We start from the raw sequence: 25,593 nt of genomic DNA on the forward strand, positions 1-25,593 counted from the left end.
CCGGACCACGATTTCACCGGGTAGGCGCGTGGCGGGCGCCGGTGCATGATTGGTGCCGGAGTGGGGCGAGGAGAGCGAAGCTGTGAGCGACGAGTACCCGGGGGAAGAGCCGGGAACCGCCGCGCCCACCTGGGCGGCAGTGCCGACCATGCCGTGGACCAGGGTGCCGGAGCAGCGACGTGACGAGCAGACCCCGCCGGGTCGCGGCGGCCCCGAACACCGCCCCGACCAGCCGGGCGCCGAGCAGCGGGGCGAGGACCCCGCCGGCCGCCGCCCGCAGGGCCGGCAGTATGGCGACCCCCGCCAGCAGGGCGACCCGCGGCACACCGATCCCCGGTTCGCGGACCCCCGGCCGGCCGATCCTCGCGGCGTAGATCCCCGCGGCGTGGACCCGCGCACCGGTGACCCCCGTGGATACGGCGGGCCCGCCGACGAGCGTGGCCGGCCGCACGGCGGGCCGCAGCCGCGCCGGGCGCAGGGGCAGCCGCAGCAGGGCTACCCGCCGCAGCATCCCGGGCACCAGCCCCCGCCGCAGGGGTACCAGCCCCCGCCGGTCCCGCAGCAGGGCCGTCCCCAGCAGGGCGGCTACCAGGGACAGCCGCACCCGCAGCAGGGCTACCCACAGGTGCCGCAGCAGGGGCGCCCCGGACCGGGCAGGCACCCGCAGCAGGGGTATGACGACCGCCGCGGCTACGACGCGCCCTACGACGACCGGCGCGGCTACGACGCGCCGTACGACGACCGGCGCGACGACGGCCGGCGCGGCTACGACGCCCCGTATGACGACCGGCGCGGCTACGACGGGCCGCCGCCCGGGTACGGCCGCCCGCAGCAGGGGCACGGCCGGCCGCCGCGCAACCCCGCGCTGGACGAGCCGACGGACGAGGTCCCCCGGGTGCGCCGCGGCGCGGCCGGCGCGACCGCCCCGCCCGCCCCCGCGGGCACCGGCCGGGCCACGGTCTACGGCGCTCCCCCGCCGGTGGACGCGCCGATGAGCGCACCGCCGGCCGGGACGACGTACGGCGGGCAGGCCCGCTCCACCGTCTACGGCGCGCCGCCGCAGCACGTCGCGCCGCCGCAGCAGGGACGCACCTACGGCGGGCCGCCGCAGGGCGCGCCCACGCCGCGGACGTACGGCGCCCCGGTCCAGGGCGACCAGGGGATGGCCGACCGGCCGGTCTCCTCCGCGCCCGTGTCGTCGGCACCGGTCTCGGCGGCACCGCAGTCCCCGGCCCCCGGCCACGGGTGGCAGGACGACCTCGCCGACCGGCCGGTGTCCGCCGCACCCGGCCCCGGCTGGACCGCCGACCCGCACAACCGGCCCGTCTCGGCCGCACCCGGACCCGGCCGGACCGCCGACCCGAACAACGCACCCGGACCCGGCCGGACCGCCGACCCGGGCAACTCGCCCGGCCCCGGCTGGGCCGCCGACCCCGGCAACCGGCCGGTCTCGGCCGTGCCCGTGTCCGCGGCGCCGGTCTCGGCCGTGCCCGTTTCCGTCGCGCCCGTCTCCGCCGCCCCCGTGTCCGCGGTGCCCGAGCCGGCGCCCGTCCCGGTGCCGCCGGAGCCGCTGCCCGCCGACCTGCCGGCGGTGACGGTGGCGCCGATGAGCGCGCCGCCGCTCGTCACGCAGGACGCGCCGTTCAACGCGTTCGGTCCCGCCGGAGGCGGCGAGCCGGGCGAGGCGGCGGTGGCCGTACCCGAGCAGACGCCGGAACAGGAGGGGACCGCCGCCGTGCAGCAGACCGCGATGGACGCCTACCGGTCGGCCACGCTGACGGGTGCCGGCGTCGACGGGCTGCAGGCCACGGGCTACCTGCCGATCGTGCGGCCCGGCGCGGAGGGCTTCCCGGCCGAGCTGGCGGCGCTGCTGCCGACCTCGCCGGCGCCGGCGACCCGCGGCGGCGCCGAGGCGAAGGGCGACGAGACCGCCGGGCCCGACCCGGAGCAGGTCCTCGCCGGATACGTGTGGCGTTTCGACCCCGACACACTGCGTGAGCAGATCGAGGGCGAGGAGATCCAGGAGCTCACCGAGATCCGGGACCTGCTGACCGCGAAGCTCAACGGCGTCGCCGACAACCCGACCCGGGCGCGGCTGCTGAGCCTGCGCGCCGTGGTGTCGCGGATTCTCAACGACCTGCCCAAGGCGTTCGCCGACGGCAAGCTCGCCCTCGCGCACGCCGAGGCGACCGGGGAGCTGCGCCGCATCGCGATCGCGCAGGCCCGGCTCGCGCACGTGCTGCAGTGGCGGGAGGAGTTCGACGAGGCCGACCGGCTGTTCACGCTCGCCAACAGCAGCGAGCTGCCGGACCGGCTGCGGGCCACCATGCACCAGCACGCCGGCAAGTGCGCCTACGACCAGGGCCGCTACATGGAGGCGTGCAACCACTTCGAGCGGGCCCTCGACCTGCGCAAGGAAGAGGACCCGGAGCTCATCGCGCAGACCGAGCTGGCCCTGGACGCGGTGTTCCGGCGGGTCGCGGAGAAGGGCTGGGGGCCCTACCCGCGCAGCCGCGACGAGATCCTGCAGATCCGCAAGGCGCCGTCGCCGGCGTTCGACGAGCAGACCCAGCGCTGGGGGTACATCGAGCCGGACGGCAACTTCTGCATCGGCCCCGGATACCTGGACGTGCAGCCGTTCCGCGACGGGGTCGCGTGGGTGCAGCGGCAGGGGTCGCAGAACTGGGAGCTGATCGACGACACCGGCAAGCTGCTGATCGAGCCCGCCGCCGGCTACCTGGGCGTCGGCAGCTTCTCCGACGGCGTGGCCTGGGTGTCGCGGGACGGCACCAACCGGTGGATCGCGATCGACAAGACCAACGCGGTGCTGATCTCGACCGGGTTCGACGACGTACGGCCGTTCCGGCGGGGCGTCGCGGCGGTCCGGCGCGGCGAGCACTGGGGTGCCGTGGACAGCATCGGCCGGGTCGTCGTGTCGTTCCAGTACGACGGATTCGCCACCGCGCTGCTCGACGGGCGGTACATCGACGGGTTCAGTGACGAAGGTCTCGCCGTGGTGTCCCTCGACGGCCGCAAGGGTGTCGTGGACCGCTCGGGCCGGGTCCTGGTGCCGCCGGTGCACCACACGCTGATGATCCACCCGGTCGCGTTCCTGTTCGCGGACGACTCGCAGCGCTGGGGCGCTCTGGACCGGCGCGGCCGGACGGTGATCGAGGCCACGTTCCCGAGCCGCACCGGCGTGACCGACGAGATCGACCGGCTGCTCGCCGACACCCGGCCCGTGATGTAGGTCTGCTCGCAGACACCCGCCCGGTCCTGTAAGCAAGAGGGTATGGAGTTTCGTCACCTCGGCCGGTCCGGGATGCTCGTCAGCGAGATCTCGTACGGCAACTGGATCACCCATGGCTCGCAGGTCGAGGCGGACCAGGCGACCGCCTGCGTCCACGCCGCCCTCGATCTCGGCATCACCACCTTCGACACCGCCGACGTGTACGCCGGCACCCGGGCGGAGGTCGTGCTCGGCGACGCGCTGAAGGGTCAGCGCCGCGAGGGCCTGGAGATCTTCACCAAGGTCTACTGGCCGACCGGGCCGGGCCGCAACGACCGGGGCCTGTCCCGCAAGCACATCGCCGAGTCGATCAACGGGTCGCTGCGCCGCCTGCAGACCGACTACGTCGACCTGTACCAGGCGCACCGCTACGACTACGAAACCCCGCTCGAGGAGACCATGCAGGCGTTCGCCGACGTCGTGCACAGCGGCAAGGCGCACTACATCGGCGTCTCGGAGTGGCGGGCGGACGAGATCCGCGCCGCCTTCGAGCTGGCCCGCGAGCTGAAGATCCAGCTGGTGTCCAACCAGCCGCAGTACTCGGCGCTGTACCGGGTCATCGAGGCCGAGGTCGTCCCCACCTCCGAGGAGCTCGGCATCGGGCAGATCGTGTGGTCGCCGCTCGCCCAGGGCGTCCTCACCGGCAAGTACCTGCCGGGTCAGCCGCCGCCGGCGGGGTCCCGGGCGACCGATGAGAAGTCGGGTGCGCAGTTCATCTCCGCGCTGCTGCGCGACGAGGTCCTGACCGCGGTGCAGCAGCTCAAGCCCCTCGCCGAGCAGGCCGGGCTGACCATGGCCCAGCTGGGCGTGGCGTGGGTGCTGCAGAACCCGAACGTGTCCTCGGCGATCGTCGGCGCGACCCGCCCCGAGCAGCTGCAGGACAACGTGAAGGCGGCCGGCGTGAAGCTCGACGCGGAGCTGCTGAAGCGGATCGACGAGATCCTCGACCCGGTCGTCGAGCGCGACCCGGCCCGGACGCAGAGCCCCGCGAAGCGTCCGTGATCGTTGCCTAGAAGGGGCTGCCCTGCGGGCGGCCCCTTCTAGGTGGCGTCACGCCCAGAACTTGAACAGCTGGTAGCCGTCGGAGGCCAGGTAGGACGGCAGGCCGATGACGTCGCCGATGGCGTAGACGAGGTTGAAGAACCACTCGTTGACGACGGGCGAGAAGAACAGCAGCGCGATGAGCAGCAGCATCCCGTAAGGCGCGACGTGGTTGAAGCCGCGCTGCCACTGCGGGCTGAGCCACGGGAACAGCAGGTTGCCGCCGTCGATGCCCGGCACCGGCAGGAAGTTGAGGATGCTCGCGGTCAGCTGCAGGAACGCGAGGAACGCCAGCGCCGCCCAGAACGCCGAGTCGCCACCGTCCAGCCCGAGGCTGAACGGCGCGATCAGCACCACGGCGAAGAGCAGGTTGGTGGCCGGACCGGCGAAGCTGATCAGGCTGTCCACGGCCCGGCTGCGGATCACCGAATGGTTGACCCACACCGCGCCGCCGGGCAGGCCGATGCCGCCCATCATCAGGAACACCACCGGCAGCACGAAGGACAGCAGCGGGTGCGTGTATTTCAACGGGTCGAGCGTCAGGTAGCCGCGGTGCGCCACGTCGTGGTCGCCGCCGCGGAACGCGACGAGGGCGTGCGCGTATTCGTGCAGGCACAGCGAGACGGTCCAGCCGGTCACGACGAACAGGAACACGTCGAACCCGGCGTCGCCGAAGCCGGTCCACGTCATCCAGCCGGAGACGAGGAACAGCGCAAGGATCCCGAGGAACAGCGAGCTCGGCCGGAACGCCTCGCGGGGCAGTCCCCCGACGCGGCCCGGCGACCGGCCGAACGACATCTGCGTCAGCCTCCCGCCGGCAGCAGGCTCATCTTGTATTCCGTGCGTTCGTCCTCGGCCAGGATCGCCGTCGTCGCACCCTTGGCGACCAGCTCACGCCAGCTCTGGCCGAGCCAGGACTCCGCGTCGGACTGGCTGGAAAACGCCTCGTTCGGGCCGTCGACCGCCCGGCTCTCAGCGTCTTCGAACTGCCATGTCCACGCCATCAGTCACGCTCCCGTCCCAGGTAGGTAGTTTCGAGCGTATCGGGCTGACGGCGCAGTGCCGATGCCGCCCACCGGAAAGTGAACCCCGGGCCATAAAGTACGGGGCATGCGGTTGCTGGTGCTCGGTGGAATCCGGTCCGGGAAGTCGGAAGTGGCGGAGTCGCTCGTCGCGGACGCGGAGCGGGTGCGCTATGTCGCGACCGCGGCCGAGCTGTCCGGCGGGCTGAGCGACGAGGGGTGGTCGACGCGGCTGGCCCGGCACCGCGAGCGGCGGCCCGCGGGCTGGAGCACCGAGGAGATCGGCACCGACCCGGAGCGCCTCGCGGACCTGCTGCACGGCGCGAAGCCCGAGGACGTCCTGCTCGTCGACGACCTCGGCGGGTGGCTCACCGCGCTGTTCGACACCACCGGCGACTGGTCGGACCCGCACGCCCTGGACGGCCGCATCGCCGCCCTCGGCGACGCCGTGCGGGCCTGCCCGGCCGCGCTGCTGGTCATGGTCGCGCCCGAGGTGGGGCTCGCGGTGATGCCGGTGACCCAGGCCGGGCGCACCTTCGCCGACGCCAACGGGCTGCTCAACCAGCGGGTCGCGGCGGCCAGCGACGGGGTCGCCCTGGTCGTCGCCGGCGAGGTCAGCTGGCTGCGCGGCGGCGACGCCGTCGGTCACGCCGGCGGCCGGTTCGCCGAGGCGCCGCGCCGTGCGGACAGCACGCCGTTCGAGTTCACCGGCGCGGTCGCCGGCGCGGTGCTGTCCACGGCCGACGGCGGCGAGACCCTGTCGTTCCAGCCGGGCATGGAGCTGCCGCTGCCCGACGAGTCGACCGCGGCCGAGGCCGCCGAGCGGCTGCTCACGCTGAAGCTCAACGGCGCCGGCCTGGGCGGCCTCGTCCCCGTCGTCCGCTTCGCCGGCGGCACCCAGGGCCGGCCCGACCCGCGCCCGTGGCAGCAGCCGCGGGTCCTGGTCCTGCGCGGCGACCGCACCGGCGCGTTCGCCGCCGGCGACTCGGCCGCCGCCGCCGACCAGCGCCTCCAGGACGTGGTCGAGGGCACCGGCACCCTGGCGATGCTGGCCGCGACCGCCGGCGCCAGCGTGCAGGCGATCGACTGCCCCGAGGCCGGGCCCGCCGAGCTGCACGACGCGCTCGACGACGGCAGCGTCGACGCGGCGCTCACCCTCGGCTGGCGCCTCGCCGACGCGGCCGCGAACGAGGGCGTCGACCTGCTGGTCCTGGCGGCCTGCGGGGCGGGCTCCGACGCGGCGGCCGCGGCGATCGTGGCCGTGCTCACCGGCGGCGAGCCGGCCGCGCTGCTCGGGCGGGTCGTCGACGCGTCCGGGTTCGTCGACGACGCCGCCTGGATCCGCAAGGTCGGCGCGGTCCGCGACGCCCGGCACCGCATCCGGGCCCGCAGCCGCGAGCCGCACACCGTGCTGTCGATGCTCGGCGGCGGCGACATCGCGGTCGCGACCGGCATCCTGCTCGGCGCCGCGTCCCGGCGGCTGCCGGTCATGGTCGACGGCCCGGTCGGCATCGCCGCCGGTCTCGTCGCCCGCGACTACGGCGCGCAGACCCGGCACTGGCTGCTGATGCCCGACCACGGCGACAACCCGACCGTGAAGCTCGGCGCCGACGTGCTCGGGGTGACGCCGTTCCTGCAGCTCAAGCTGGCCCTCGGCGAGGGCGGCACGTCCCTGGCGACGCTGCCGCTGGTGAACACCGCGCTCACCCTGGCCGCGGCGACCCCGCAGCGTGAGCCGTCCACGGAGCCCGCCGACGGCAGGACCGAGCAGCAGCGGATCGAGGACGAGATCCAGCGGGTCGTCGCGGACTCCCCCACCGCCGAGATGCCCTACGTGAAACCGTCGTGGGAGGCCTGAGGCTCGCCCTGACCCTCTTCACGGTCGCCCCGCTGGGCGGGTCGCGGGTCGACCGGGGGACGGCCCGCACGGCGATGGCCTTCGCTCCCCTGGCGGGTCTCCTGCTGGGAGGTGTACTGGGCAGCCTGGCGCTCGGGCTCCGCCTCGGCGGCGCTTCGCCGCTGGTCGCCGCCGCCGCGACGGTGGGGCTGTTCGCGCTCGGCACCCGGGCGCTGCACCTGGACGGGCTGGCCGACACGGCGGACGGTCTCGGCTCCTACCAGGGCCCGGAAAAAGCACTCGAGATCATGAAAAAGTCGGACATCGGGCCGTTCGGCGTGGTGGCGATCGTGGCCGTCCTGCTGATCGACGCCAGCGCGCTGACCACCGTCTACGCCCGCCCGTGGGCCGAGGCGCTGACCCTGGTGGCGGCCGGCGCGGCGGCCGGGCGGCTCGGCGCGACCGTCGCCTGCCGGGCGGGCCTGCCCGCCGCGCGCCCGGAGGGCCTCGGCGTCCTGGTCGCGCAGACCCTGCCCCGCACGGCGGTGAGCGGGATCACACTGCTGGTCGCCGCGGCCGCCGTGCTCGCCGACCCGGTCAGGGGCCCCCTGGCGGTGCTGCTCGCGGCCGGGGTCGCCTGGGCCCTGACCCACCACGCGCGGCGCCGCCTGGGCGGTGTCACCGGCGACGTCATCGGTGCCGCGGTCGAGCTCGCGACCATGACCGCCTGGCTGGTCCTCGCCACGACACCCTGACCCGGGGAGCACGCCTGCGACGTCCTCCCCGGGAGCGGGGTCAGCGCACGCTGGACTTCACGAACGGCGGCTTCACCACGCGGACCGTCGAGCGGCGGCCGCGCACGTCGAGCGCGATCTCGTCGCCCTCGGACACGCCCGCCGCCGTGTCGATCAGCGCGAGGCCGATCCCGACCTTGCGGGTCGGGGAGAACGTGCCGCTGGTCACCTCGCCGATCGGGGTGTCGCCGTCGGCCGGCAGCACCGTCATGTGGGCCCGCGGGATGCCCCGGTCCAGGGCCTCGACGCCCCACAGCAGGCGGCGCGGCCCGGCGGCCTTCTCGGCCAGGAGCGCGTCGCGGCCCCAGAAATGTTCCTTGCCCCAGCCGACCGCCCAGCCGGAGCGGGCCTGGACGGGGCTGATCTGCGGCGACAGGTCCTGGCCGTGCAGCGGATACCCCATCTCGGTGCGCAGCGTGTCGCGGGCGGCCAGGCCGCACGGGCGGGCGCCGGCGGCGATGACGGCGTCCCAGAGGGTGTGCGCGTCGTGGGAGGGCACGACCAGTTCGTAGCCGTGTTCGCCGGTGTACCCGGTCCGGCACACGACCACGTCGCTGCCCTGGAACGCCGACACGGTGAAGCTCATGTAGTCGTGGTCGGTGGGCAGGCCGATCCCGTCGAGGAGCTCCTTCGAGCGGGGCCCCTGCACGGCGAGGACGGCGAAGATCTCGTGCTGGTCGACCACGCTGATGCCGTTCGGGGCCGCCGCGACGAGCCGCCGCACCACCTCGGCGGTGTTCGCCGCGTTGGGGATCAGGAAGACGTCGTCGTCGCCGAACCGGTACGCGATGAGGTCGTCCACCACGCCACCGTCCTCGTCCAGGCACAAGGTGTACTGCGCCTGACCTGCGGCGATACGATTGAGGTCGTTGCTGAGGCAGCGGTTGACGAAGGCGGCCGCGCCACGGCCGCGCACCCGGGCCTTGCCCAGATGCGACACGTCGAACACACCGACGTCCTCCCGGACCGCCGTATGCTCCTTGAGCACGCCGCCGCCGGCGTATTCCAGCGGCATGTCCCAGCCACCGAACGCCGCGAACTTGGCACCGAGCGCCGCATGACGGTGATACAACGCGGGGTGCCGCAAGGGTTGCGTCATGCCCGCAACCTATCGCGTTGGTTATCGTGTCCAGCACCCGAATCGGCGGCATGCTGAAGGTGCGGTGCAGCCGCAGTGGACGTTGACGCAGAACACCATCAGTGATGTGGAGCCCGAGTGACCGCCCTGAACCTGGTCGACACCGACCCCGCCGAGCTCGCCGTCGACGCTGTCGTCGTCGGCGTCTACGCACACGACGGCGGTGACACCAAGCTGCTGCTCGCCTCCGGTGCGGAGAGTGTCGCGGCGGCGTTCAGCGACCGGCCGGGCGGCGGGCTGGCCGAGACGCTGCGCGTGCTCGGCGCGACCGGCGCGGTCGGCGAGGTGACGAAGGTCGCCGCGTTCGGTGCCGTGGCGGCGCCGCTGGTGGTGGCCGTCGGGCTCGGACCGGAGCCGGCCGGCGCCGCGCCGGCGGCCGAGACGCTGCGGCGGGCCGCCGGTGCCGCGACACGGGCCCTGGCCGGGTCGGCGTCCGTGGCCCTGGTGCTGCCGCTGTCCGACCGGGACGCACCCACCGACGACGAGCTGACCGCCGGCGTGCGGGCCGTCGCCGAGGGTGCCGTGCTGGGGGCGTATCGCTTCGCCGGGTACAAGACGAAGGCGTCCGCGACGCGGCGCGACCCCGTCCGCAAGGTGGTGCTGCACGTGCCGGACGCCGCGGCCCGGCCCGCCAAGGCCGCGGTGAAGCGCTCCGGGACCGTCACCGCCGCGGTGGCCCGCACCCGCGACTGGATCAACACCGCCCCCAACGACCTGCGGCCGCCGCAGTTCGCCGCGCAGGCCGCCGAGGCCGCGCAGGCCGCGCAGCTGGACGTCACCGTCCTGGACGAGAAGGCCCTCGCCAAGCAGGGCTACGGCGGCATCCTCGCCGTCGGCCTGGGCTCGGCGGCGGCACCGCGGATGGTGCGGATCGCATACGAGCCGGCGGGCGCGACCCGGCGGGTGGCGCTGGTCGGCAAGGGCATCACGTTCGACACCGGTGGCGTGTCGATCAAGCCGGCCCAGGGCATGTGGGAGATGAAGTCCGACATGGCCGGCGCGGCGGCGGTCGTGTCGACGATGATCGCGATCGCGGCGCTGAAGCCGAAGGTTGCCGTCGTGGCGTACGCGCCGATGGCCGAGAACATGGCCTCCGGCAGCGCGTACCGGCCGGGCGACGTGGTGACGATGTACAACGGCCAGAAGGTCGAGGTGCTCAACACCGACGCCGAGGGCCGCATGATCCTCGGCGACGCGATCGCCCGCGCCTGCGAGGACGAGCCGGACTACCTGTTCGAGGTGTCCACGCTGACCGGCGGGCAGGTCATCGCGCTGGGCAAGCGGATCGCCGGCGTGATGGGCACGCCGGAGCTGTGCGACCGGGTCCGCGACGCCGGCGAGCGCACCGGCGAGCCGGCGTGGCCGATGCCGCTGCCGGAGGACGTGCGCAAGGGCATGGACTCCGAGGTCGCCGACATCTCGCAGGTCAACGCGGGCATGGACCGTGCCGGGCACATGCTGCAGGGCGGCGTGTTCCTGTCCGAGTTCGTCGCCGAGGGCGTCCAGTGGGCGCACATCGACATCGCCGGCCCCAGCTACCACTCCGGGGAGGCGTTCGGCTACTGGGCCAAGGGCGGCACCGGCGTGCCCGTGCGGACCCTGATCGGCCTGGTCGAGGAGATCGCCGCGGAGGGCTAGGCCTTCTTGTTGCGGGCGTTGTAGTCGCGCATCCGCTGCGGGTAGCCCACGAGCCCCACGTCGTAGATCGGCATGCTCAGCTTGTGCGCGAACTGCCGCGCCACCTGTGGGTCGTCCACGCGGCGGCGGGTCCATTCGCCGTCGTGTGCGATCAACAACAGTGTCGTTTCGGTCACTGTGGTGCGGGGTTCGATGAACCCCTCCACGCCCCGCCGTGACCGGACGAACTCCTCCAGGTGCCGCAGATCATCACGGCTCGCGGTGCGCCCACCTGCGGCGGGCTTGCGGCGGCGGAACCAAGCCACGATCCGTTTCCCTCCCCGTGACGATCCCCTGCGAGCGGGCGCCCAGCGTACGACGTAAGGGCACCTACCGTCGCAGGCGAGGAGCGGTGGTGACAAGATGGCCAAGGATCGTCATGCCATCACGGACCCAACAGGTCCGTGCATCACCTGGGAGAATTCGTGAGCGACCCACACGCCAACTCCTTCGACGTCCTGATCCTGGGCGGCGGCAGCGGCGGCTACGCGGCGGCGTTCCGCGCCGCGCAGCTCGGCCTGTCCGTCGGTCTCGTCGAGAAGGACAAGCTCGGCGGCACCTGCCTGCACCGCGGCTGCATCCCGACCAAGGCGCTGCTGCACGCCGGTGAGATCGCCGACGCGACCCGCGAGGCGGAGCAGTTCGGTGTCCAGGCGAAGTTCAACGGCGTCGACATGAAGGCCGTCAACGCCTACAAGGACGGTGTCGTCAGCAAGCTCTACAAGGGGCTGCAGGGACTGGCGAAGGCCCGCAAGGTGGCGCTGATCGAGGGCGAGGGGCGCCTCGTCGCGCCGGACGCGGTCGAGGTCGCCGGCACCCGGTATCAGGGGAAGAATGTCATCCTCGCGACGGGCTCCTACTCCAAGACCCTGCCGGGCCTGGACATCGACGGCGAGCGGGTGATCACCAGCGAGCACGCGCTGACCCTGGACCACGTGCCGACGTCCGCGGTGATCCTCGGCGGTGGCGTGATCGGCTGCGAGTTCGCCAGTGCGTGGAAGTCCTTCGGGGTCGACGTGACGATCGTCGAGGCCCTCCCGCGGCTCGTCGCGGTCGAGGACGAGGCGAGCTCCAAGGCCCTGGAGCGGGCGTTCCGCAAGCGCGGCATCGCCTTCAAGGTCGGCAAGCCGTTCGAGAGCGTCGAGCGCACCGATTCCGGCGTCCGGGTGAAGATCCAGGGCGGCGACACGATCGAGGCGGAGCTGCTGCTCGTCGCCGTCGGCCGTGGCCCGACGACGGCCGGCCTCGGCTACGAGGAGCAGGGCGTCAAGATGGAGCGCGGCTTCGTGATCACCGACGAGCGCCTGCGCACCAGCGTCCCGGGGGTGTACGCGGTCGGCGACATCGTGCCCGGTGTCCAGCTCGCGCACCGCGGCTTCCAGCAGGGCATCTTCGTCGCCGAGGAGATCGCCGGGCAGCACCCGCAGGCGATCGACGAGGCCGGCATCCCGCGCGTGACGTATTCCGAGCCTGAGATCGCCTCCGTCGGGCTCAACGAGTCGAAGGCCCGCGAGCTGCACGGCGACAAGATCGAGACGGTGCAGTACGACCTGTCCGGCAACGGCAAGAGCCAGATCCTGAAGACCGCCGGCTTCGTGAAGCTGGTGCGGGTCAAGGACGGCCCTGTCGTCGGCGTCCACATGGTGGGCGCGCGCGTGAGCGAGCTGATCGGCGAGGGCCAGTTGATCTACAACTGGGAGGCGTTCCCGGGCGACGTCGCCCCGCTCGTGCACATGCACCCCACGCAGAACGAGGCGATCGGTGAGGCGTTCCTGGCGCTCGCCGGCAAGCCGCTGCACGTCCACTGATCATCTGGGACCCGACCGCCACAAGCACTGTTCGAGGAGACTGTTCATATGCCGGTATCGGTCACCATGCCCCGGTTGGGCGAGAGCGTCACTGAGGGCACCGTCACCCGCTGGTTGAAGCAGGAGGGCGACCAGGTCGAGGCCGACGAGCCGTTGCTCGAGGTCTCCACCGACAAGGTCGACACGGAGATCCCGTCACCGGCCGCCGGGGTGCTCACGCGCATCGTGGTGCAGGAGGACGAGACCGTCGAGGTCGGCGCCGAGCTGGCCGTCATCGGCGACGCCGGTGACGCGGCCGGCTCCGGCGACGGCGCCGCGGCGCCCGCCGAGGAGCCCGCCGCCGAAGAGCCCGCGGAGGCGCCCGCCGCCGAGGAGCCCGAGGCCGAGGCGCCCGCCGCTGCGGAAGCCGAGGAGGCCGCGCCCGCCGCACAGGCTGCTTCGGGTGAGACCACGTCGCTGAAGATGCCGGCGCTGGGCGAGTCGGTCACGGAGGGCACCGTCACCCGCTGGCTCAAGCAGGTCGGCGACGCCGTCGAGGCCGACGAGCCGCTCCTGGAGGTCTCCACCGACAAGGTCGACACGGAGATCCCCTCGCCGGTCGCCGGCACGCTGCTGGAGATCAAGGTCAACGAGGACGAGACCGTCGAGGTCGGCGCCGAGCTGGCCGTCATCGGCGCGGCCGGCGGCGCCCCGCAGGCCGCCGCGCCGGCGCAGCCGAAGCCGGCCGCCGAGCCCAAGCCGGAGCCCAAGCCGGAGCCGAAGGCCGAGGCCAAGCCCGAGCCGAAGCAGGCCGCGGCGCCCGCCCAGTCGGCCGCTCCGGCGCCCGCACAGCCGGCACAGACCGCGCCGGCCGCCGCCGCGCCGGTCGCCGCCGGCCCGGGCACCACGGTCACCCCCAACGGCAAGGTCGAGGGCGACGAGGCCGGGTATGTCACGCCGCTGGTGCGCAAGCTCGCCACCGAGCACGGGGTCGACCTGTCGTCGCTGTCCGGCACCGGGGTCGGCGGCCGCATCCGCAAGCAGGACGTCCTCGACGCCGCCGCCAAGGCCAAGCAGGCCGCGGCCGCACCCGCGCCCGCTGCCGCTCCCGCGGCGGCCACCACGGCCGCGCCCGCGGCGAAGGCGGCACCGAGCCCGCTGCGCGGCCAGACCCAGAAGCTGACCCGCATGCGCGCGCTGATCGCCCGCCGCATGGTCGAGTCGCTGCAGGTCTCGGCGCAGCTGACCACGGTCGTCGAGGTCGACGTCACCAAGGTGGCGAAGCTGCGGGCCCGGGCCAAGCAGCAGTTCCTGGACACACACGGCGTGAAGCTGTCGTTCCTGCCGTTCTTCGCCCTCGCGGCGGTCGAGGCCCTGCGGGTGCACCCGTCGGTGAACTCCTCGATCGACCTGGAGGCGGGCACCGTCACGTATCACGACGCCGAGCACCTCGGCATGGCCGTCGACACCGAGAAGGGGCTCATCGTCCCGGTCATCCGCAACGCGGGCGACCTCAACCTCGGTGGTCTCGCCAAGCGGATCGCCGACGTGGCCGAGCGCACCCGCACCAACAAGCTCAACCCCGACGACATCACCGGCGGCACGTTCACGCTGACGAACACCGGCAGCCGCGGCGCCCTGTTCGACACGCCGATCATCAACCAGCCGCAGGTGGCCATCCTGGGCACCGGTGCCGTCGTCAAGCGCGCCGTCGTGATCAACGACCCCGAGCTCGGCGAGATCATCGCGCCCCGCTCGATGGTCTACCTGGCGCTGTCCTACGACCACCGCATCGTGGACGGCGCCGACGCCGCCCGCTTCCTCACCACCGTCAAGGAGCGCCTCGAGGGCGGCAACTTCGAGGCCGACCTCGGCGTGTAACACCCGCACCGCGAAAGGGGCGCCCCCGGGCGCCCCTTTTTCCGTGCCCCGGCTGCGTCGAATTTGTGGTACGAGGCCGGGGACTGGGCAAGATGACCGCATGCAGATCCTCATCGCGGGCGCGTCAGGGTTTCTCGGCGGGCGGCTCGTGCCGTACCTGCGCTCCGCCGGGCACCAGGTCACCCAGCTCGTCCGCCGGCCCGCCCGCAACCCGGGTGAGCTGCGGTGGGACCCGGCCGGTGGGCTGCTCGACGCGACCGCCGTCACCGGCAAGGACGCGGTGATCAACCTGGCCGGGGCCGGGGTCGGGGACCAGCGGTGGACCGCGCAGTACAAGCGGACCCTGCAGACCAGCCGCGTCGACACCACGGCGACCCTCGCGAAGGCGATCGCGCACGCCGGGCAGAGCGGTCAGGGGCCCCGGGTGCTGCTCAACTCCTCCGCCGTGGGGTTCTACGGCGACACCGGCGACCGGGCGGTCGACGAGCAGTCCCCCGCCGGCGAGGGGTTCCTCGCCGACCTGTGCAAGGTGTGGGAGGCCGCGACCCGGCCGGCGGAGGACGCCGGGACGCGGGTGGTGCTGCTGCGCACCGGCTTCCCCCTGGCCCGTGACGGCGGGCTGCTCAAGCCGCTGTACCTGCAGTTCAAGCTGTTCGCCGGCGGCAGGATGGGCAGCGGCCGGCAGTACCTGCCGTGGATGTCGCTGCCGGACTGGCTGGACGCCGTCGCGTTCACGCTCGACCGGGACCTGGCCGGCCCGGTGAACCTCACCGGGCCGGAGCCGGTGACCAACGGCGAGTTCTCCGCGGCCCTGGCGAAGGTGCTGCACCGGCCGAACCTGCTGCCGGTGCCGGGCATCGCGCTGAAGGCCGCCGTCGGCGAGTTCGGCGGGGAGGCCCTGGCCAGCCAGCGGGTGCTGCCCGGGGTCCTGGTGCGCGAGGGTTTCCCGTTCGCGCACCGGACCGTCGAGGCGGCGCTTCAGCAGGCCGTGTCGGCCACCACGTAGAAGTTCGGGCCGGTCTGCTGCAGGCCGTGCGTGGTGAACACGTTGTACAGGCCCATCGCCTGGTTCGAACCGTTCGCGTACGTGTACCCGCCGCTCATGTGTGCCCGGCCGGCGGTGACGTGCGCGTAGTTCGACGCCCGGACACAAGGTCCGGCGGTGGGGGTGGGCGAAGCGGTCGGGGAAGCGGTCGGGGAAGGCGAGGCGGTCGGCGATGCCGTCGCGGTGGGCGAAGGAGCGCCACCGTTGAGGCCCCAGTCGAGCGCCTGGTAGTACGACGAGCAGATGGTGTCCTTGTAGTACGTGCCGGCGGTGCCGCACTGCTCCGTGGCGCTGCCCGGGTCGACCGGTGTGGCGTGGGTCATGCCGGACACCAGGTACACCTTGACCTTGTCGCCGTAGTTCGCCAGGGACGTGCCGCCGGGCAGCGACGACGTGGAGGTCGGCGTCTGGGACACGCCGAGCACGTTCGTCCACTGGTCCCGCAGCTCGGTCGCGTTCGCCGGGGCGACCGTGGTGTCGGACGTGCCGTGCCAGATCGAGACCCGGGGGCGGGTGCCGCTGTAGCCGCTGTACGCCCCCCGGACCAGGTCACCCCAGGCCGCGGGGGTCTTGTCGACACCCGGGTTCATGCAGCTGAAGGCGTTCGTCATCGACGTGGCGCAGCGGTACGGCAGGCCGGCCATGATCGCGCCTCCGGCGAACACGTCGGGGTACGTGGCCAGCATCACCGCGGTCATGGCGGCGCCGGCGGACAGCCCCGTCACGTACACCCGGCCGCGGTCGACCTGGTAGTTCGTGGCGGCGTAGTCGACCATCTGCTTCACCGAGAGGGCCTCACCACCACCTCGGGCGGTGTCGCCGGTCTCGAACCAGTTGAAGCAGCTGGTGCTGTTGTTGGCGGACTTCTGCTCCGGCAGCACCAACGCGAAGCGCCACAGGTCGGCGTACTTGCGCCAGCCGGAGTTGGTGAAGTAGTCGGTCGCGTTCTGGGTGCAGCCGTGCATGGCGACGACCAGCGGCGCGTTCGCCGGCAGGCCGTCGGGGCGGTAGCTGTACATGCTGAGATTGCCGGGGTTCGAGCCGAAGCTGGACACGGTGGTCAGGGTCGCGGCATAGGCAGGCGTGGAGACGACGGTCAATGCAATGGCGGTCGCGACGGCGGCGAGTGCGGGTAGGACGAAACGCAGGATGCGGGGCATGGCGGTGCCCTTCCTCTCGGGGGGATGCCCACGCTAGGTGTGACGCTGCACGCACCACTATGTCCGTTGTCCACACATTCTCGGGGTCCGGGCGTGAGGGTTAGGCTGAGGCGTGACCAGCATTCTGGGTTTTGAGGTGAAACGGGCCGGTCTCGTCGACTACGAGACGGCCCTGGCTGAGCAGCGGCGGATCCACGAGGCCGTCGCGGACGGCACGGCACCGGACACGGTGCTGCTGCTGGAGCACCCCAGCGTCTACACCGCCGGCAAGCGGACCGAGCCGTCGGACCGCCCGTTCGACGGCACGCCGGTCGTCGACGTCGACCGCGGCGGCAAGATCACCTGGCATGGCCCGGGGCAGCTGGTCGGCTACCCCATCGTGCGGCTGCCGGATCCGATCGACGTGGTGGCCTACGTGCGCCGCATGGAGCAGGTCCTCATCGCCGTGTGTGCCGAGTTCGGCCTGGCCACGGTGCGGGTCGAGGGGCGCAGCGGGGTGTGGGTCGCCGCCGACGAGCGGGGGCCGGACCGCAAGGTCGCCGCGATCGGCATCCGGGTCGCCCGGGGTGTGACGCTGCACGGTTTCGCCATCAACGCCGACTGTGACCTGTCGCGCTACGACATCTTCGTCCCGTGCGGCATCCGCGACGCGGGCGTGACGTCGCTGTCAGCGGAGCTGGGCCGCGACGTCACCGTCGAGGAGGTCCTGCCGGTGGTCGAGCGGCACCTCACGACGCTGTTCCAGCTGTCGTAGCCGTCACCCGGTAGGCGACCACGGGGATCAGCTCCGGGTCGACGTCGTCGAGGCGGTCGTGGCCGGCGCAGCTGAAGCCGATCAGGGCCTGCAGCGCCCGGTCGCCGAGCTCGACCGGGTGCTCGCCGGCCGCCTCGAAGGCCAGCCGCTCGCCCTTGTCCTCCAGCACGCCGGGGTCGGCGCAGACGCTCAGCGCGCGCAGCAGCGTACCGTCGCGCCACAGGCCGAAACTGCACCATTCGGCATCGCTGTGCGCGGCGTGCAGCAGGACCTGCTTGCGCCCGCCCGCCTCGAGCACCGCGGGGTCGAGCTGCGAGGGCCGCTGCGGCGTCAGCGCCCAGCTGCACACCAGGTCGAGGCCGGCGAAGGAGCCGACGTACACGACGTCCTGGGGTGGGTTGAGCGCGTCGGCGAGCAGCTCGTCGCCGATCTCCTCGAGCGTCGCACCCGGGAAGAGCCGCTCCGCAAGCACACGGGTCGCGGGCTTGTCCAGCACGGGACAGGCCCGCAGGACATCGATGGGGTTGCCGTCGGAGTAGACCACCAGGGTGTCGTTGAACGCCACGGTTGCGTGATTGCCTGGTGTACGGCTCGGGAAACCTCGCAGACGTGACGTCAATCGCGTTCCCGACGGCTGGGCAGGCCGCGGGCGTAGGCTTTCCCGTGTGACCGCCGTTGTTCCGGAAGGCCGTCGTCTGCTGCGCATCGAAGCGCGTAACGCGGAGACGCCGATTGAGCGCAAGCCGCCGTGGATCAAGGTCTCCGCGAAGATGGGGCCTGAATACACGCACCTGCGAGGCCTCGTGCAACGCGAAGGCCTCCACACAGTGTGCCAGGAGGCCGGCTGTCCCAACATCTACGAGTGCTGGGAAGACCGCGAGGCGACGTTCCTCATCGGCGGCGACCAGTGCACCCGGCGGTGCGACTTCTGCCAGATCGACACCGGCAAGCCGGCCGAGTTCGACGCGGACGAGCCGCGCCGGGTCGCCGAGTCGGTGGCGACGATGGGCCTGCGCTACGCGACGGTGACCGGGGTCGCCCGCGACGACCTGCCCGACGGCGGCGCCTGGCTCTACGCGGAGACCGTCCGGCAGATCCACGGCCTGGTCGACGGCTGCGGCGTGGAGCTGCTCATCCCCGACTTCAACGGCGAGCCGAAGCTGCTCGCCGAGGTCTTCGACGCCCGTCCCGAGGTGCTCGCGCACAACGTCGAGACGGTGCCGCGGATCTTCAAGCGGATCCGCCCCGCGTTCCGCTACGACCGCTCCCTCGACGTGCTGACCCAGGCCCGCACCGCCGGCCTGGTCACGAAGTCCAACCTGATCCTGGGCATGGGCGAGGAGCGGGCCGAGATCTCCCAGGCGCTGCGCGACCTGCACGAGGCCGGTTGCGAGCTGGTGACCATCACGCAGTACCTGCGCCCGACCCCCCGCCACCACCCGGTCGAGCGCTGGGTCAAGCCGGAGGAGTTCGTCGAGCTGGCGCAGGAGGCCGAGCAGATCGGCTTCGCCGGGGTGCTGAGCGGGCCCCTGGTGCGCTCGTCCTACCGGGCCGGCCGGCTCTACCGGCAGGCCCTGGACAGCCGGGCGCTGAAAGCTTGAGCGCGTCCCACTAGACTTGGGGCATGGCAAAGGCCCAGGAGCCGGAGAAGGTCTCCTTCTTCACTCGGCTCAAGCAGATCGGCATGGTGTTCTCCTTCACCGCCAAGCGAGACAAGCTGTTCGTCCCGCTTGTCGCGGTGGTGGTCCTCGTGCCGCTCATCGCCGTCGGCGTGGCCGTCGCGCTCGGCGTCTCCTGGGTGTGGGCGCCGATCGGCGTCCTGGCCGCGCTGCTGGGCACGGTGATCGTGCTCAACCTGCGCTCGCAGAAGGCGATGATGCGCGAGGCCGAGGGCCAGCCCGGCGCGGCGGCCTCAATCATCGAGAACATGCGCGGCGACTGGCGGGTCACCCCGGCGATCGTCTCCACGACGCAGTTCGACATGGTGCACCTGGTCATCGGCCGCCCCGGCGTGATCCTCCTCGGCGAGGGCAACCCGTCGCGGGTCCGCGGCCTGATCAACCAGGAGCGCCGCCGCCTGGTGAAGGTCATCGGCAACGCCGACCTGCGCGACTTCGTCATCGGCAACGAGGAGGGCCAGCTGCCCCTCGCGAAGCTGCGCAACACCCTCGTCCGGCTGCCGCGCACGATCACCGGCAAGGACGTCAACGCGCTCGACAAGCGGCTCACCGCCCTGTCGGCGCGCCCGCAGATGCCGCGCGGCGCGATGCCGAAGAACATGAAGCCGCCGAAGGGCGCGTTCAAGGCGATGCGCGGCCGCTGAGCGACCTTACGAAGCCGCCGGCGCCGTGTTCACCACCCACGAGCCGGCGGCTTTGTCATGCAGTCCCCGGCCGTCCTTGTCCATGATCAGCGCCGGGACGAAGAGCAGCAGCAACGCGCCCCGCAGGATCGCCCTGGGCACGCCGATCGGGCCGCCTGTGGCCATTGACACACACCGGATGCGCAGCAGCCGCATCCCGAGGGTCTGGGCGAAGAAGCCGAGGAACAGCCCGTACACCACCAGCAGCAGGCCGGGCGCGAGCCACGGCGCATCCACGGGATCGGCGAACGCCCCGCTGATGACCAGGCACAACAGCCAGTCGACGAGCAATGCGCCGAAGCGCCTGGACAACGAGGCCGCGGTGAGCTCCACGGCGGGTCAGCCTACCGAACAGGTACACGTCGATGATCGGCCAAACCACTGACGGCGAAACACAGTGGAAACAATCGAGACACGCCTGGGCAATCGCACAGTTCTACGGTCGCGACCAACCAGACACCTTCACACTGAAGTGATCACCACGGCTGGTATTGCCTGCGACCTGGAGGACGAGTGTTCGCCAATTCTGACGAGCTGCTGCGATACGTGAAGGACGAGGGCGTCCGCTTCGTCGACGTTCGCTTCTGTGACCTGCCGGGCGTCATGCAGCACTTCAATGTCCCCGCCGAGTCGTTCGACGAGAGCGTGTTCAGCGACGGCCTCGCCTTCGACGGCTCGTCCATCCGTGGCTTCCAGGCGATCCACGAGTCGGACATGATGCTGCTGCCCGACGCGACGTCGGCCTTCATCGACCCGTTCCGGGTCGAGAAGACCCTGGCGCTGAACTTCTTCATCCACGACCCGTTCACGCGTGAGGCCTACTCGCGTGACCCGCGCAACGTGGCGAAGAAGGCCGAGGCATACCTGAAGTCGAGCGGTGTCGCGGACACGGCCTACTTCGGCGCCGAGGCCGAGTTCTACATCTTCGACTCGATCCGGCACGAGACGTCGGCCAACCAGTCGTTCTACTACATCGACTCGGTCGAGGGCTGGTGGAACTCCGGCAAGGACGAGCCGGGTGGCAACCGCGGCTACAAGACCGCCTACAAGGGTGGCTACTTCCCGGTCCCGCCGCTGGACCACTACTCGGACCTGCGTGACCAGATGGTCCAGCGCCTCATCGGTGCCGGGTTCGTCGTGGAGCGCTCGCACCACGAGGTCGGCACCGCCGGCCAGGCCGAGATCAACTATCGCTTCGGCACGCTGCTGCAGGCCGGCGACCAGATGCAGCTGTTCAAGTACCTGATCAAGAACACCGCGTGGGCCGCCGGCAAGACCGCGACCTTCATGCCCAAGCCGCTCTTCGGCGACAACGGCTCCGGCATGCACACCCACCAGTCCCTCTGGCTGGGTGGCGAGCCGCTGTTCTACGACGAGGCCGGCTACGGCGGCCTGTCGGACATCGCCCGCTGGTACATCGGCGGCCTGCTGCACCACGCGCCGTCGCTGCTCGCCTTCACCAACCCGACGGTCAACTCCTACCGCCGCCTGGTCCCCGGCTACGAGGCCCCGGTCAACCTGGTCTACTCGCAGCGCAACCGCTCCGCCTGCACCCGTATCCCGGTCACGGGCACGAACGCCAAGGCGAAGCGCGTCGAGTTCCGCGTGCCGGACCCGTCGGCCAACGTCTACCTGGCCTTCTCCTCGATGATGATGGCCGGCCTCGACGGCATCAAGAACAAGATCGAGCCCCCGGCGCCGATCGACAAGGACCTCTACGACCTTCCGCCGGAGGAGGTCGCCAACGTCAAGCAGGTCCCCGGCTCGCTCGACCAGGTGCTCACCTCCCTGGAGGCCGACCACGGCTTCCTGCTCGAGGGCGGCGTCTTCACCCAGGACCTGATCGACACCTGGATCTCCTACAAGCGCGCCAACGAGGTCGACCCGGTGCGCCTGCGCCCGACCCCGCACGAGTTCGCGATGTACTACGACGTCTGATCCACCCCCGCGCCACCCGGCGCGGCACTGAGGTCGCTCGTCAGGACGGCGGTCACGCCCGGCTCACCAGCCCGGCGCGGCCGCCGTTCCGCATTCCCGGGCACCGAGATTCCCGGGCACCGAGCGGCGGTAGCCGCCCGAAGCCAGGAACAGCTAGCTGCTGAAGATGCGTTCGACGGCTTGGCGGGCACGGCGGGCCACGCGCAGGTACTCGTCCAGGAACTCCTGGGGTTCGACGCCGCCCAGGATCCTTGCCACCGCGGCCAGGTCCGGGCCCTGGCGGGGCAGCTGGTCGGTGGCGCGGCCGCGGACCAGGGTCAGCAGGTTGCGGACCCGGGACGCCTGGCGCCAGGCGGAGCGCAGGGCCGCGGCGTCCGCGGCGTCGATCAGGCCCGCCGAGGTCGCCTCGGTGAGGGCTTCGAGGGTGCGGGTGGTGCGCAGCCCGGGGACGGTGCGGCCGTGCAGGAGCTGGAGCAGCTGGACGGTCCACTCGACGTCGGCGAGGCCGCCGCGGCCGAGTTTCGTGTGGGTGGCCGGGTCGGCGCCGCGGGGCAGCCGTTCGCTGTCGACGCGGGCCTTCAGGCGGCGGATCTCGTGGATCTGCTCGCGGGTGAGGCCGCCGTCGGGGAAGCGCATCGTGTCGGCGAGGGCGAGGAAGCGGGCGCCGAGGTCGGGTGAGCCGGCGACGTGGCGGGCGCGGAGCAGGGCCTGCGCCTCCCAGACCTTCGACCAGCGGGCGTAGTACTGCTGGTACGCGCCGAGGCTGCGCACCAGGGGGCCCTGGCGGCCTTCGGGGCGCAGGTCGGCGTCGACGCCGAGCGGCGGGTCGGGGGCGGGGCGGGCGAGCAGGCGGCGGAGGTCCTCGGCGACGGTGAGGGCGAGGCCGCTGGCGGCGTCGTCGGCCATGCCGGGTGGGGGTTCGTAGACGAAGAGGACGTCGGCGTCGGAGGGGTAGCTGGTCTCCTCGCCACCGAGGCGGCCCATGCCGATGATGGCGAAGTCGAGACTGCGGTCAACAGCAGGCGCGGCGGTGACGCCGAGGGTGGCGCGCAGCGTCGCGTCGATGACGGCGGAGAGGGCGACGCCGACGACGGAGACGTCGAGGAAGCCCAGCAGGTCGGCGCAGGCGATGCGGAACAGCTCGCGGCGGCGGGAGGCGCGCACGGCGTTGATCGCGGTCTCGGGATCGTCGTGGCGGGCCGCGGCGGCGGCGAACTGCGTGGCGAGCTGCGCGGCGGTGCGGGGCACGAGCTCGGCGTCGTCGGCGAGGAGCCGCAGCGCCTCCGGGTCGTGGACGAGCAGCTCCGTGACGTACCGGGACAGGGCAAGCAGCCGGGCCAGCCGCAGCGCGACCGGGCCCTCGTCGCGCAGCAGCCGCAGGTACCACGGGGTGTTGCCGAGCTTGTCGGACACCTGCCGGTAGGCGAGCAGCCCGCGGTCGGGTTCGGGGGCGTCGGCGAACTCGCTGAGCAGCACGGGCAGCAGCTGCCGCTGGATCGCGGCGGTCCGGGACACGCCGCCGGTGAGGGCCTCGATGTGGCGCAGCGCGCCGGCCGGGTCGGCGAAGCCGAGCAGTTCCAAGCGGGCCTTGGCGGCGGTCGCGGTGAGCCGCAGCTGCTCGCTTGGGACGCGGGCGACGGCTTCCAGCAGCGGCCGGTAGAGCAGCTTGGCGTGCAGCCGGCGGACCTCCTGGGCGTGGCGGACCCAGTCGGCGCGGAAGGACTCGACGGCGTCGCGGGCGGCGTTGGGCCGGTAGCCGAGGGCGTGCGCGAGCCAGCGCAGCGCGGCCGGGTCGTCGGGCACGGTGTGGGTGCGCCGCAGGCGTTGCAGCTGGAGGCGGTGTTCGACGGTGCGCAGGAAGCGGTACGCCCGCAGCAGCGCCTCGCCGTCGGCGAGGCCGACGTACCCGCCCTCGATGAGGCCGCGCAGGCCGGTGATGGTGGTCGGGGTGCGCAGCGTCTCGTCGGCGCGGCCGTGGACGAGCTGCAGCAGCTGCACCGCGAACTCGATGTCGCGCAGGCCGCCGGGGCCGCGTTTGATCTCGCGGTCGACCTCGGTGCGCGGGATCTGCTCGATGATGCGGCGGCGCATCGCCCGGACCTCGTCGACGGCCTCGGGGCGTTCGGCGGCGGACCAGATGAGCGGCTGCAGCTCCTGCAGCCACCGGGCGCCGAGCTCCAGGTCGCCGGCGGCGGGCCGGGCCTTCAGCAGGGCCTGGAACTCCCAGGTCTTGGCCCATTTGCGGTAGTACGCGAGGTGCGAGGCGACGGTCCGCACGAGAGCCCCGCGGCTGCCCTCGGGGCGCAGGGCCGCGTCGACGGGCCAGGCGACGAAGCCACAGATCTCCATCAGCCGGGCGGCGAGGGTACTGCCGGCCCGCATCGCGACCTCGACGTCGGCACCGTCGACGGGTTCGGCGACGAACACGACGTCAACGTCGCTGACGTAGTTGAGCTCGACGCCGCCGCACTTGCCCATGGCGACGACGGACAGGGTGCAGATGCCCGAGAAGTCGGGGTGTTCGGTGGAGGCGATCGTCAACGCGGCGGACAGGGTCGCGTCGGCGAGCTCGGTCAGGCGGCGCATCGTGACGTCGACGTCGGCGGCCCCGGTCAGGTCGGCCGCGACGATGCGCAGCAGCTCCCGCCGGTATCCGCTGCGCAGCAACGGCACGGTGGACACGTCGCGGGTGCTGTAGCCGGCGGGGCGGCTGTTCTGCTCGCCCTGCAGCTCCTTCCAGTCCGGTGGGTTGGACACGAGCAGGTCGCCGAGGGTCGCGGACACGCCGAGCACCCCGGTGAGCCGGCGCCGCAGCGGCCGGTCGCTGAGGACGGCGTCGCGGACCTCCTCCCCGGCGACCTCGACGAGCCGGTGCAGCTGGAAGAGCGCCAGGTCGGGGTCGGCGGCGAAGTACAGGGTTTCCAGGAGTGTCGCGGCGTCGTCGTCGACCGGGCGGCGGGTCTCCGGGTCCCACAGGCGCAGCCCGTCCGGGCCGGCGAGGGCCGAGGAGCGGGCGTCGTCGGTGAACCCGAACCGGGCGAGGTGACCGGCGGGGGCCATCAGGCGGGGCCCAGCAGCGGCAGGGACCGCAGGCCGCCGTCGCCCCTGGGCACCCGGCCGAGCGCGACGGCGGCGAACCGCTCCGCGAACGGCTGCCACACCTCGGCGACGTCGCTCAGCGCGGCCTCGACGCTTTCGAGCAGCTCGATCGGGTCGATGCCGAGCTCGCCGAGGGTGCCGACGCCGTCCATCGCCCACGCAGCGAACATCTCCAGGTCGCATTCGATGTGGAACTGCAGGCCCCACGCGACCGAGCCGATCCGGAACGCCTGCACCGGGTAGTGGGTGGAGGCGGCGAGGAGGGTCGCGGTGACCGGCAGTTCGACGATCTCGTCGCGGTGCCAGTGCAGCACGTCAGGGGCGAACGGCACCGCGGCGAAGATCGGGTCGTGATCGGCGACGTCCCGGCGGGCGACGAGCCGCACCCCGATCTCGGGGCCGGCGGCGCTGCGTTCGACGGTGCCGCCGTGCGCCTGGGCCAGCAGTTGCGCGCCGAGGCAGACCGCGAGGGTCGGGACCTTGTGCCGGACCGCCTTGCGCAGCAGGCCGTCGAGCTGGGCGAACCACGGCGCGGCCCGCTCGCCGTCGGGCCCGGCGAACGCGTCCTGCTCGCCGCCGAGCACGACGAGGGCGGCGTAGCCGTCCAGGTCGGCGGGCAGCGGGTCGCCCGCGTGGGGGCGCACGACGGCCAGTTCGAGGCCGCCGCCGGTCAGCCAGTCGCCGAGGCGCGCCGGTCCGTCGCTGGGGTCGTTCTCCACCACGAGCGCCACCCGTCCCCGCGGGGACCCTTCGATCGTCACGACCCGAC

21 protein-coding genes are annotated in these 25,593 nt (G+C 72.6%); 12 read left to right on the forward strand and 9 right to left on the reverse strand.

Translation table 11 applies throughout. The features are described 5' to 3' along the window. Positions 1-82: 82 nt before the first annotated feature. Positions 83-3,250, forward strand: coding sequence for a WG repeat-containing protein (locus tag AB0K00_RS28740; protein ID WP_363526074.1), 3,168 nt, complete (start codon positions 83-85; stop codon positions 3,248-3,250). A 42-nt stretch (positions 3,251-3,292) separates the two neighbouring features. Continuing rightward, a complete protein-coding gene (locus AB0K00_RS28745; protein ID WP_363526077.1) occupies positions 3,293-4,291 on the forward strand; it encodes an aldo/keto reductase family protein in 999 nt (332 codons plus the stop codon). Positions 4,292-4,339: 48 nt separating this feature from the next. Here the strand turns inward: AB0K00_RS28745 and AB0K00_RS28750 are convergent, their stop codons facing one another. Both AB0K00_RS28750 and AB0K00_RS28755 read right to left on the reverse strand, forming a co-directional pair. Then, positions 4,340-5,128 carry a site-2 protease family protein gene (locus tag AB0K00_RS28750; RefSeq protein WP_363526079.1) on the reverse strand — a complete coding sequence of 263 codons (789 nt, stop codon included), beginning with the start codon at positions 5,126-5,128 and terminating at the stop codon, positions 4,340-4,342. Between the two features lie 5 nt (positions 5,129-5,133). Next, on the reverse strand, positions 5,134-5,334 hold the full coding sequence (locus tag AB0K00_RS28755; RefSeq protein WP_203852623.1) for a hypothetical protein: 201 nt from the start codon (positions 5,332-5,334) through the stop codon (positions 5,134-5,136). Positions 5,335-5,440: 106 nt separating this feature from the next. Between AB0K00_RS28755 and AB0K00_RS28760 the strand changes: the two genes are divergently transcribed. Beyond that, a complete protein-coding gene (locus AB0K00_RS28760; protein WP_363526082.1) occupies positions 5,441-7,210 on the forward strand; it encodes a bifunctional adenosylcobinamide kinase/adenosylcobinamide-phosphate guanylyltransferase in 1,770 nt (589 codons plus the stop codon). Next, positions 7,198-7,944 carry an adenosylcobinamide-GDP ribazoletransferase gene (locus AB0K00_RS28765; RefSeq protein ID WP_363526085.1) on the forward strand — a complete coding sequence of 249 codons (747 nt, stop codon included), beginning with the start codon at positions 7,198-7,200 and terminating at the stop codon, positions 7,942-7,944. Before AB0K00_RS28760 ends, AB0K00_RS28765 begins: the two co-directional genes overlap by 13 nt. A gap of 40 nt (positions 7,945-7,984) precedes the next feature. On the opposite strand, the gene gcvT is transcribed toward AB0K00_RS28765, so the two are convergent. Then, positions 7,985-9,082: a glycine cleavage system aminomethyltransferase GcvT gene (gene gcvT, locus AB0K00_RS28770; protein WP_363526087.1), complete on the reverse strand. Its 1,098-nt coding sequence runs from the start codon at positions 9,080-9,082 to the stop codon at positions 7,985-7,987. Between the two features lie 117 nt (positions 9,083-9,199). On the opposite strand from gcvT, the gene AB0K00_RS28775 reads away from it, so the two are divergent. Beyond that, positions 9,200-10,759 (forward strand): leucyl aminopeptidase, encoded by a 1,560-nt coding sequence (locus tag AB0K00_RS28775; protein WP_363526090.1) that lies wholly within the window; start codon positions 9,200-9,202, stop codon positions 10,757-10,759. On the opposite strand, the gene AB0K00_RS28780 is transcribed toward AB0K00_RS28775, so the two are convergent. After that, positions 10,756-11,064: a hypothetical protein gene (locus AB0K00_RS28780; protein ID WP_363526093.1), complete on the reverse strand. Its 309-nt coding sequence runs from the start codon at positions 11,062-11,064 to the stop codon at positions 10,756-10,758. The genes AB0K00_RS28775 and AB0K00_RS28780 overlap by 4 nt on opposite strands. A gap of 159 nt (positions 11,065-11,223) precedes the next feature. Here AB0K00_RS28780 and lpdA point away from each other — a divergent pair, with 159 nt between their 5' ends. From lpdA to AB0K00_RS28795, 3 genes are all read left to right on the forward strand, one after another. Next, positions 11,224-12,606, forward strand: a complete 1,383-nt coding sequence (lpdA, locus tag AB0K00_RS28785; protein WP_363526096.1) for a dihydrolipoyl dehydrogenase — start codon at positions 11,224-11,226, stop codon at positions 12,604-12,606. A gap of 48 nt (positions 12,607-12,654) precedes the next feature. Next, a complete protein-coding gene (sucB, locus tag AB0K00_RS28790; protein ID WP_363526099.1) occupies positions 12,655-14,466 on the forward strand; it encodes a 2-oxoglutarate dehydrogenase, E2 component, dihydrolipoamide succinyltransferase in 1,812 nt (603 codons plus the stop codon). 100 nt (positions 14,467-14,566) lie between these two features. Continuing rightward, positions 14,567-15,472 carry a TIGR01777 family oxidoreductase gene (locus tag AB0K00_RS28795; protein WP_363526102.1) on the forward strand — a complete coding sequence of 302 codons (906 nt, stop codon included), beginning with the start codon at positions 14,567-14,569 and terminating at the stop codon, positions 15,470-15,472. Here AB0K00_RS28795 and AB0K00_RS28800 read toward each other — a convergent pair. Beyond that, positions 15,445-16,671 (reverse strand): PHB depolymerase family esterase, encoded by a 1,227-nt coding sequence (locus AB0K00_RS28800; RefSeq protein ID WP_363526105.1) that lies wholly within the window; start codon positions 16,669-16,671, stop codon positions 15,445-15,447. The genes AB0K00_RS28795 and AB0K00_RS28800 overlap by 28 nt on opposite strands. Positions 16,672-16,783: 112 nt before the next feature. Here AB0K00_RS28800 and lipB point away from each other — a divergent pair, with 112 nt between their 5' ends. Then, positions 16,784-17,425 (forward strand): lipoyl(octanoyl) transferase LipB, encoded by a 642-nt coding sequence (gene lipB, locus AB0K00_RS28805; RefSeq protein ID WP_363526108.1) that lies wholly within the window; start codon positions 16,784-16,786, stop codon positions 17,423-17,425. Here the strand turns inward: lipB and AB0K00_RS28810 are convergent. Continuing rightward, positions 17,400-17,990 carry a hypothetical protein gene (locus tag AB0K00_RS28810; protein WP_363526111.1) on the reverse strand — a complete coding sequence of 197 codons (591 nt, stop codon included), beginning with the start codon at positions 17,988-17,990 and terminating at the stop codon, positions 17,400-17,402. The genes lipB and AB0K00_RS28810 overlap by 26 nt on opposite strands. Positions 17,991-18,090: 100 nt before the next feature. Between AB0K00_RS28810 and lipA the strand changes: the two genes are divergently transcribed. Together lipA and AB0K00_RS28820 are read left to right on the forward strand one after the other, a co-directional pair. Beyond that, positions 18,091-19,026 carry a lipoyl synthase gene (gene lipA / locus AB0K00_RS28815; protein ID WP_363526114.1) on the forward strand — a complete coding sequence of 312 codons (936 nt, stop codon included), beginning with the start codon at positions 18,091-18,093 and terminating at the stop codon, positions 19,024-19,026. 23 nt (positions 19,027-19,049) lie between these two features. Further along, complete coding sequence (locus tag AB0K00_RS28820; protein WP_363526117.1) at positions 19,050-19,748, forward strand: DUF4191 domain-containing protein; 699 nt, start codon at positions 19,050-19,052, stop codon at positions 19,746-19,748. 6 nt (positions 19,749-19,754) lie between these two features. On the opposite strand, the gene AB0K00_RS28825 is transcribed toward AB0K00_RS28820, so the two are convergent. Continuing rightward, positions 19,755-20,120 carry an RDD family protein gene (locus AB0K00_RS28825; RefSeq protein WP_363526120.1) on the reverse strand — a complete coding sequence of 122 codons (366 nt, stop codon included), beginning with the start codon at positions 20,118-20,120 and terminating at the stop codon, positions 19,755-19,757. Between the two features lie 180 nt (positions 20,121-20,300). Here AB0K00_RS28825 and glnA point away from each other — a divergent pair, with 180 nt between their 5' ends. Continuing rightward, complete coding sequence (glnA, locus tag AB0K00_RS28830) at positions 20,301-21,725, forward strand: type I glutamate--ammonia ligase (protein ID WP_363526123.1); 1,425 nt, start codon at positions 20,301-20,303, stop codon at positions 21,723-21,725. A 153-nt stretch (positions 21,726-21,878) separates the two neighbouring features. Here glnA and AB0K00_RS28835 read toward each other — a convergent pair whose 3' ends face one another. Together AB0K00_RS28835 and AB0K00_RS28840 are read right to left on the reverse strand one after the other, a co-directional pair. Next, positions 21,879-24,785: a bifunctional [glutamine synthetase] adenylyltransferase/[glutamine synthetase]-adenylyl-L-tyrosine phosphorylase gene (locus AB0K00_RS28835; RefSeq protein ID WP_363526126.1), complete on the reverse strand. Its 2,907-nt coding sequence runs from the start codon at positions 24,783-24,785 to the stop codon at positions 21,879-21,881. Then, positions 24,785-25,579 (reverse strand): type 1 glutamine amidotransferase, encoded by a 795-nt coding sequence (locus AB0K00_RS28840; RefSeq protein WP_363526249.1) that lies wholly within the window; start codon positions 25,577-25,579, stop codon positions 24,785-24,787. Before AB0K00_RS28840 ends, AB0K00_RS28835 begins: the two co-directional genes overlap by 1 nt. Positions 25,580-25,593 lie beyond the last annotated feature (14 nt).

The organism is Dactylosporangium sp. NPDC049525 (assembly GCF_040676755.1).
Classification (GTDB): domain Bacteria; phylum Actinomycetota; class Actinomycetes; order Mycobacteriales; family Micromonosporaceae; genus Dactylosporangium.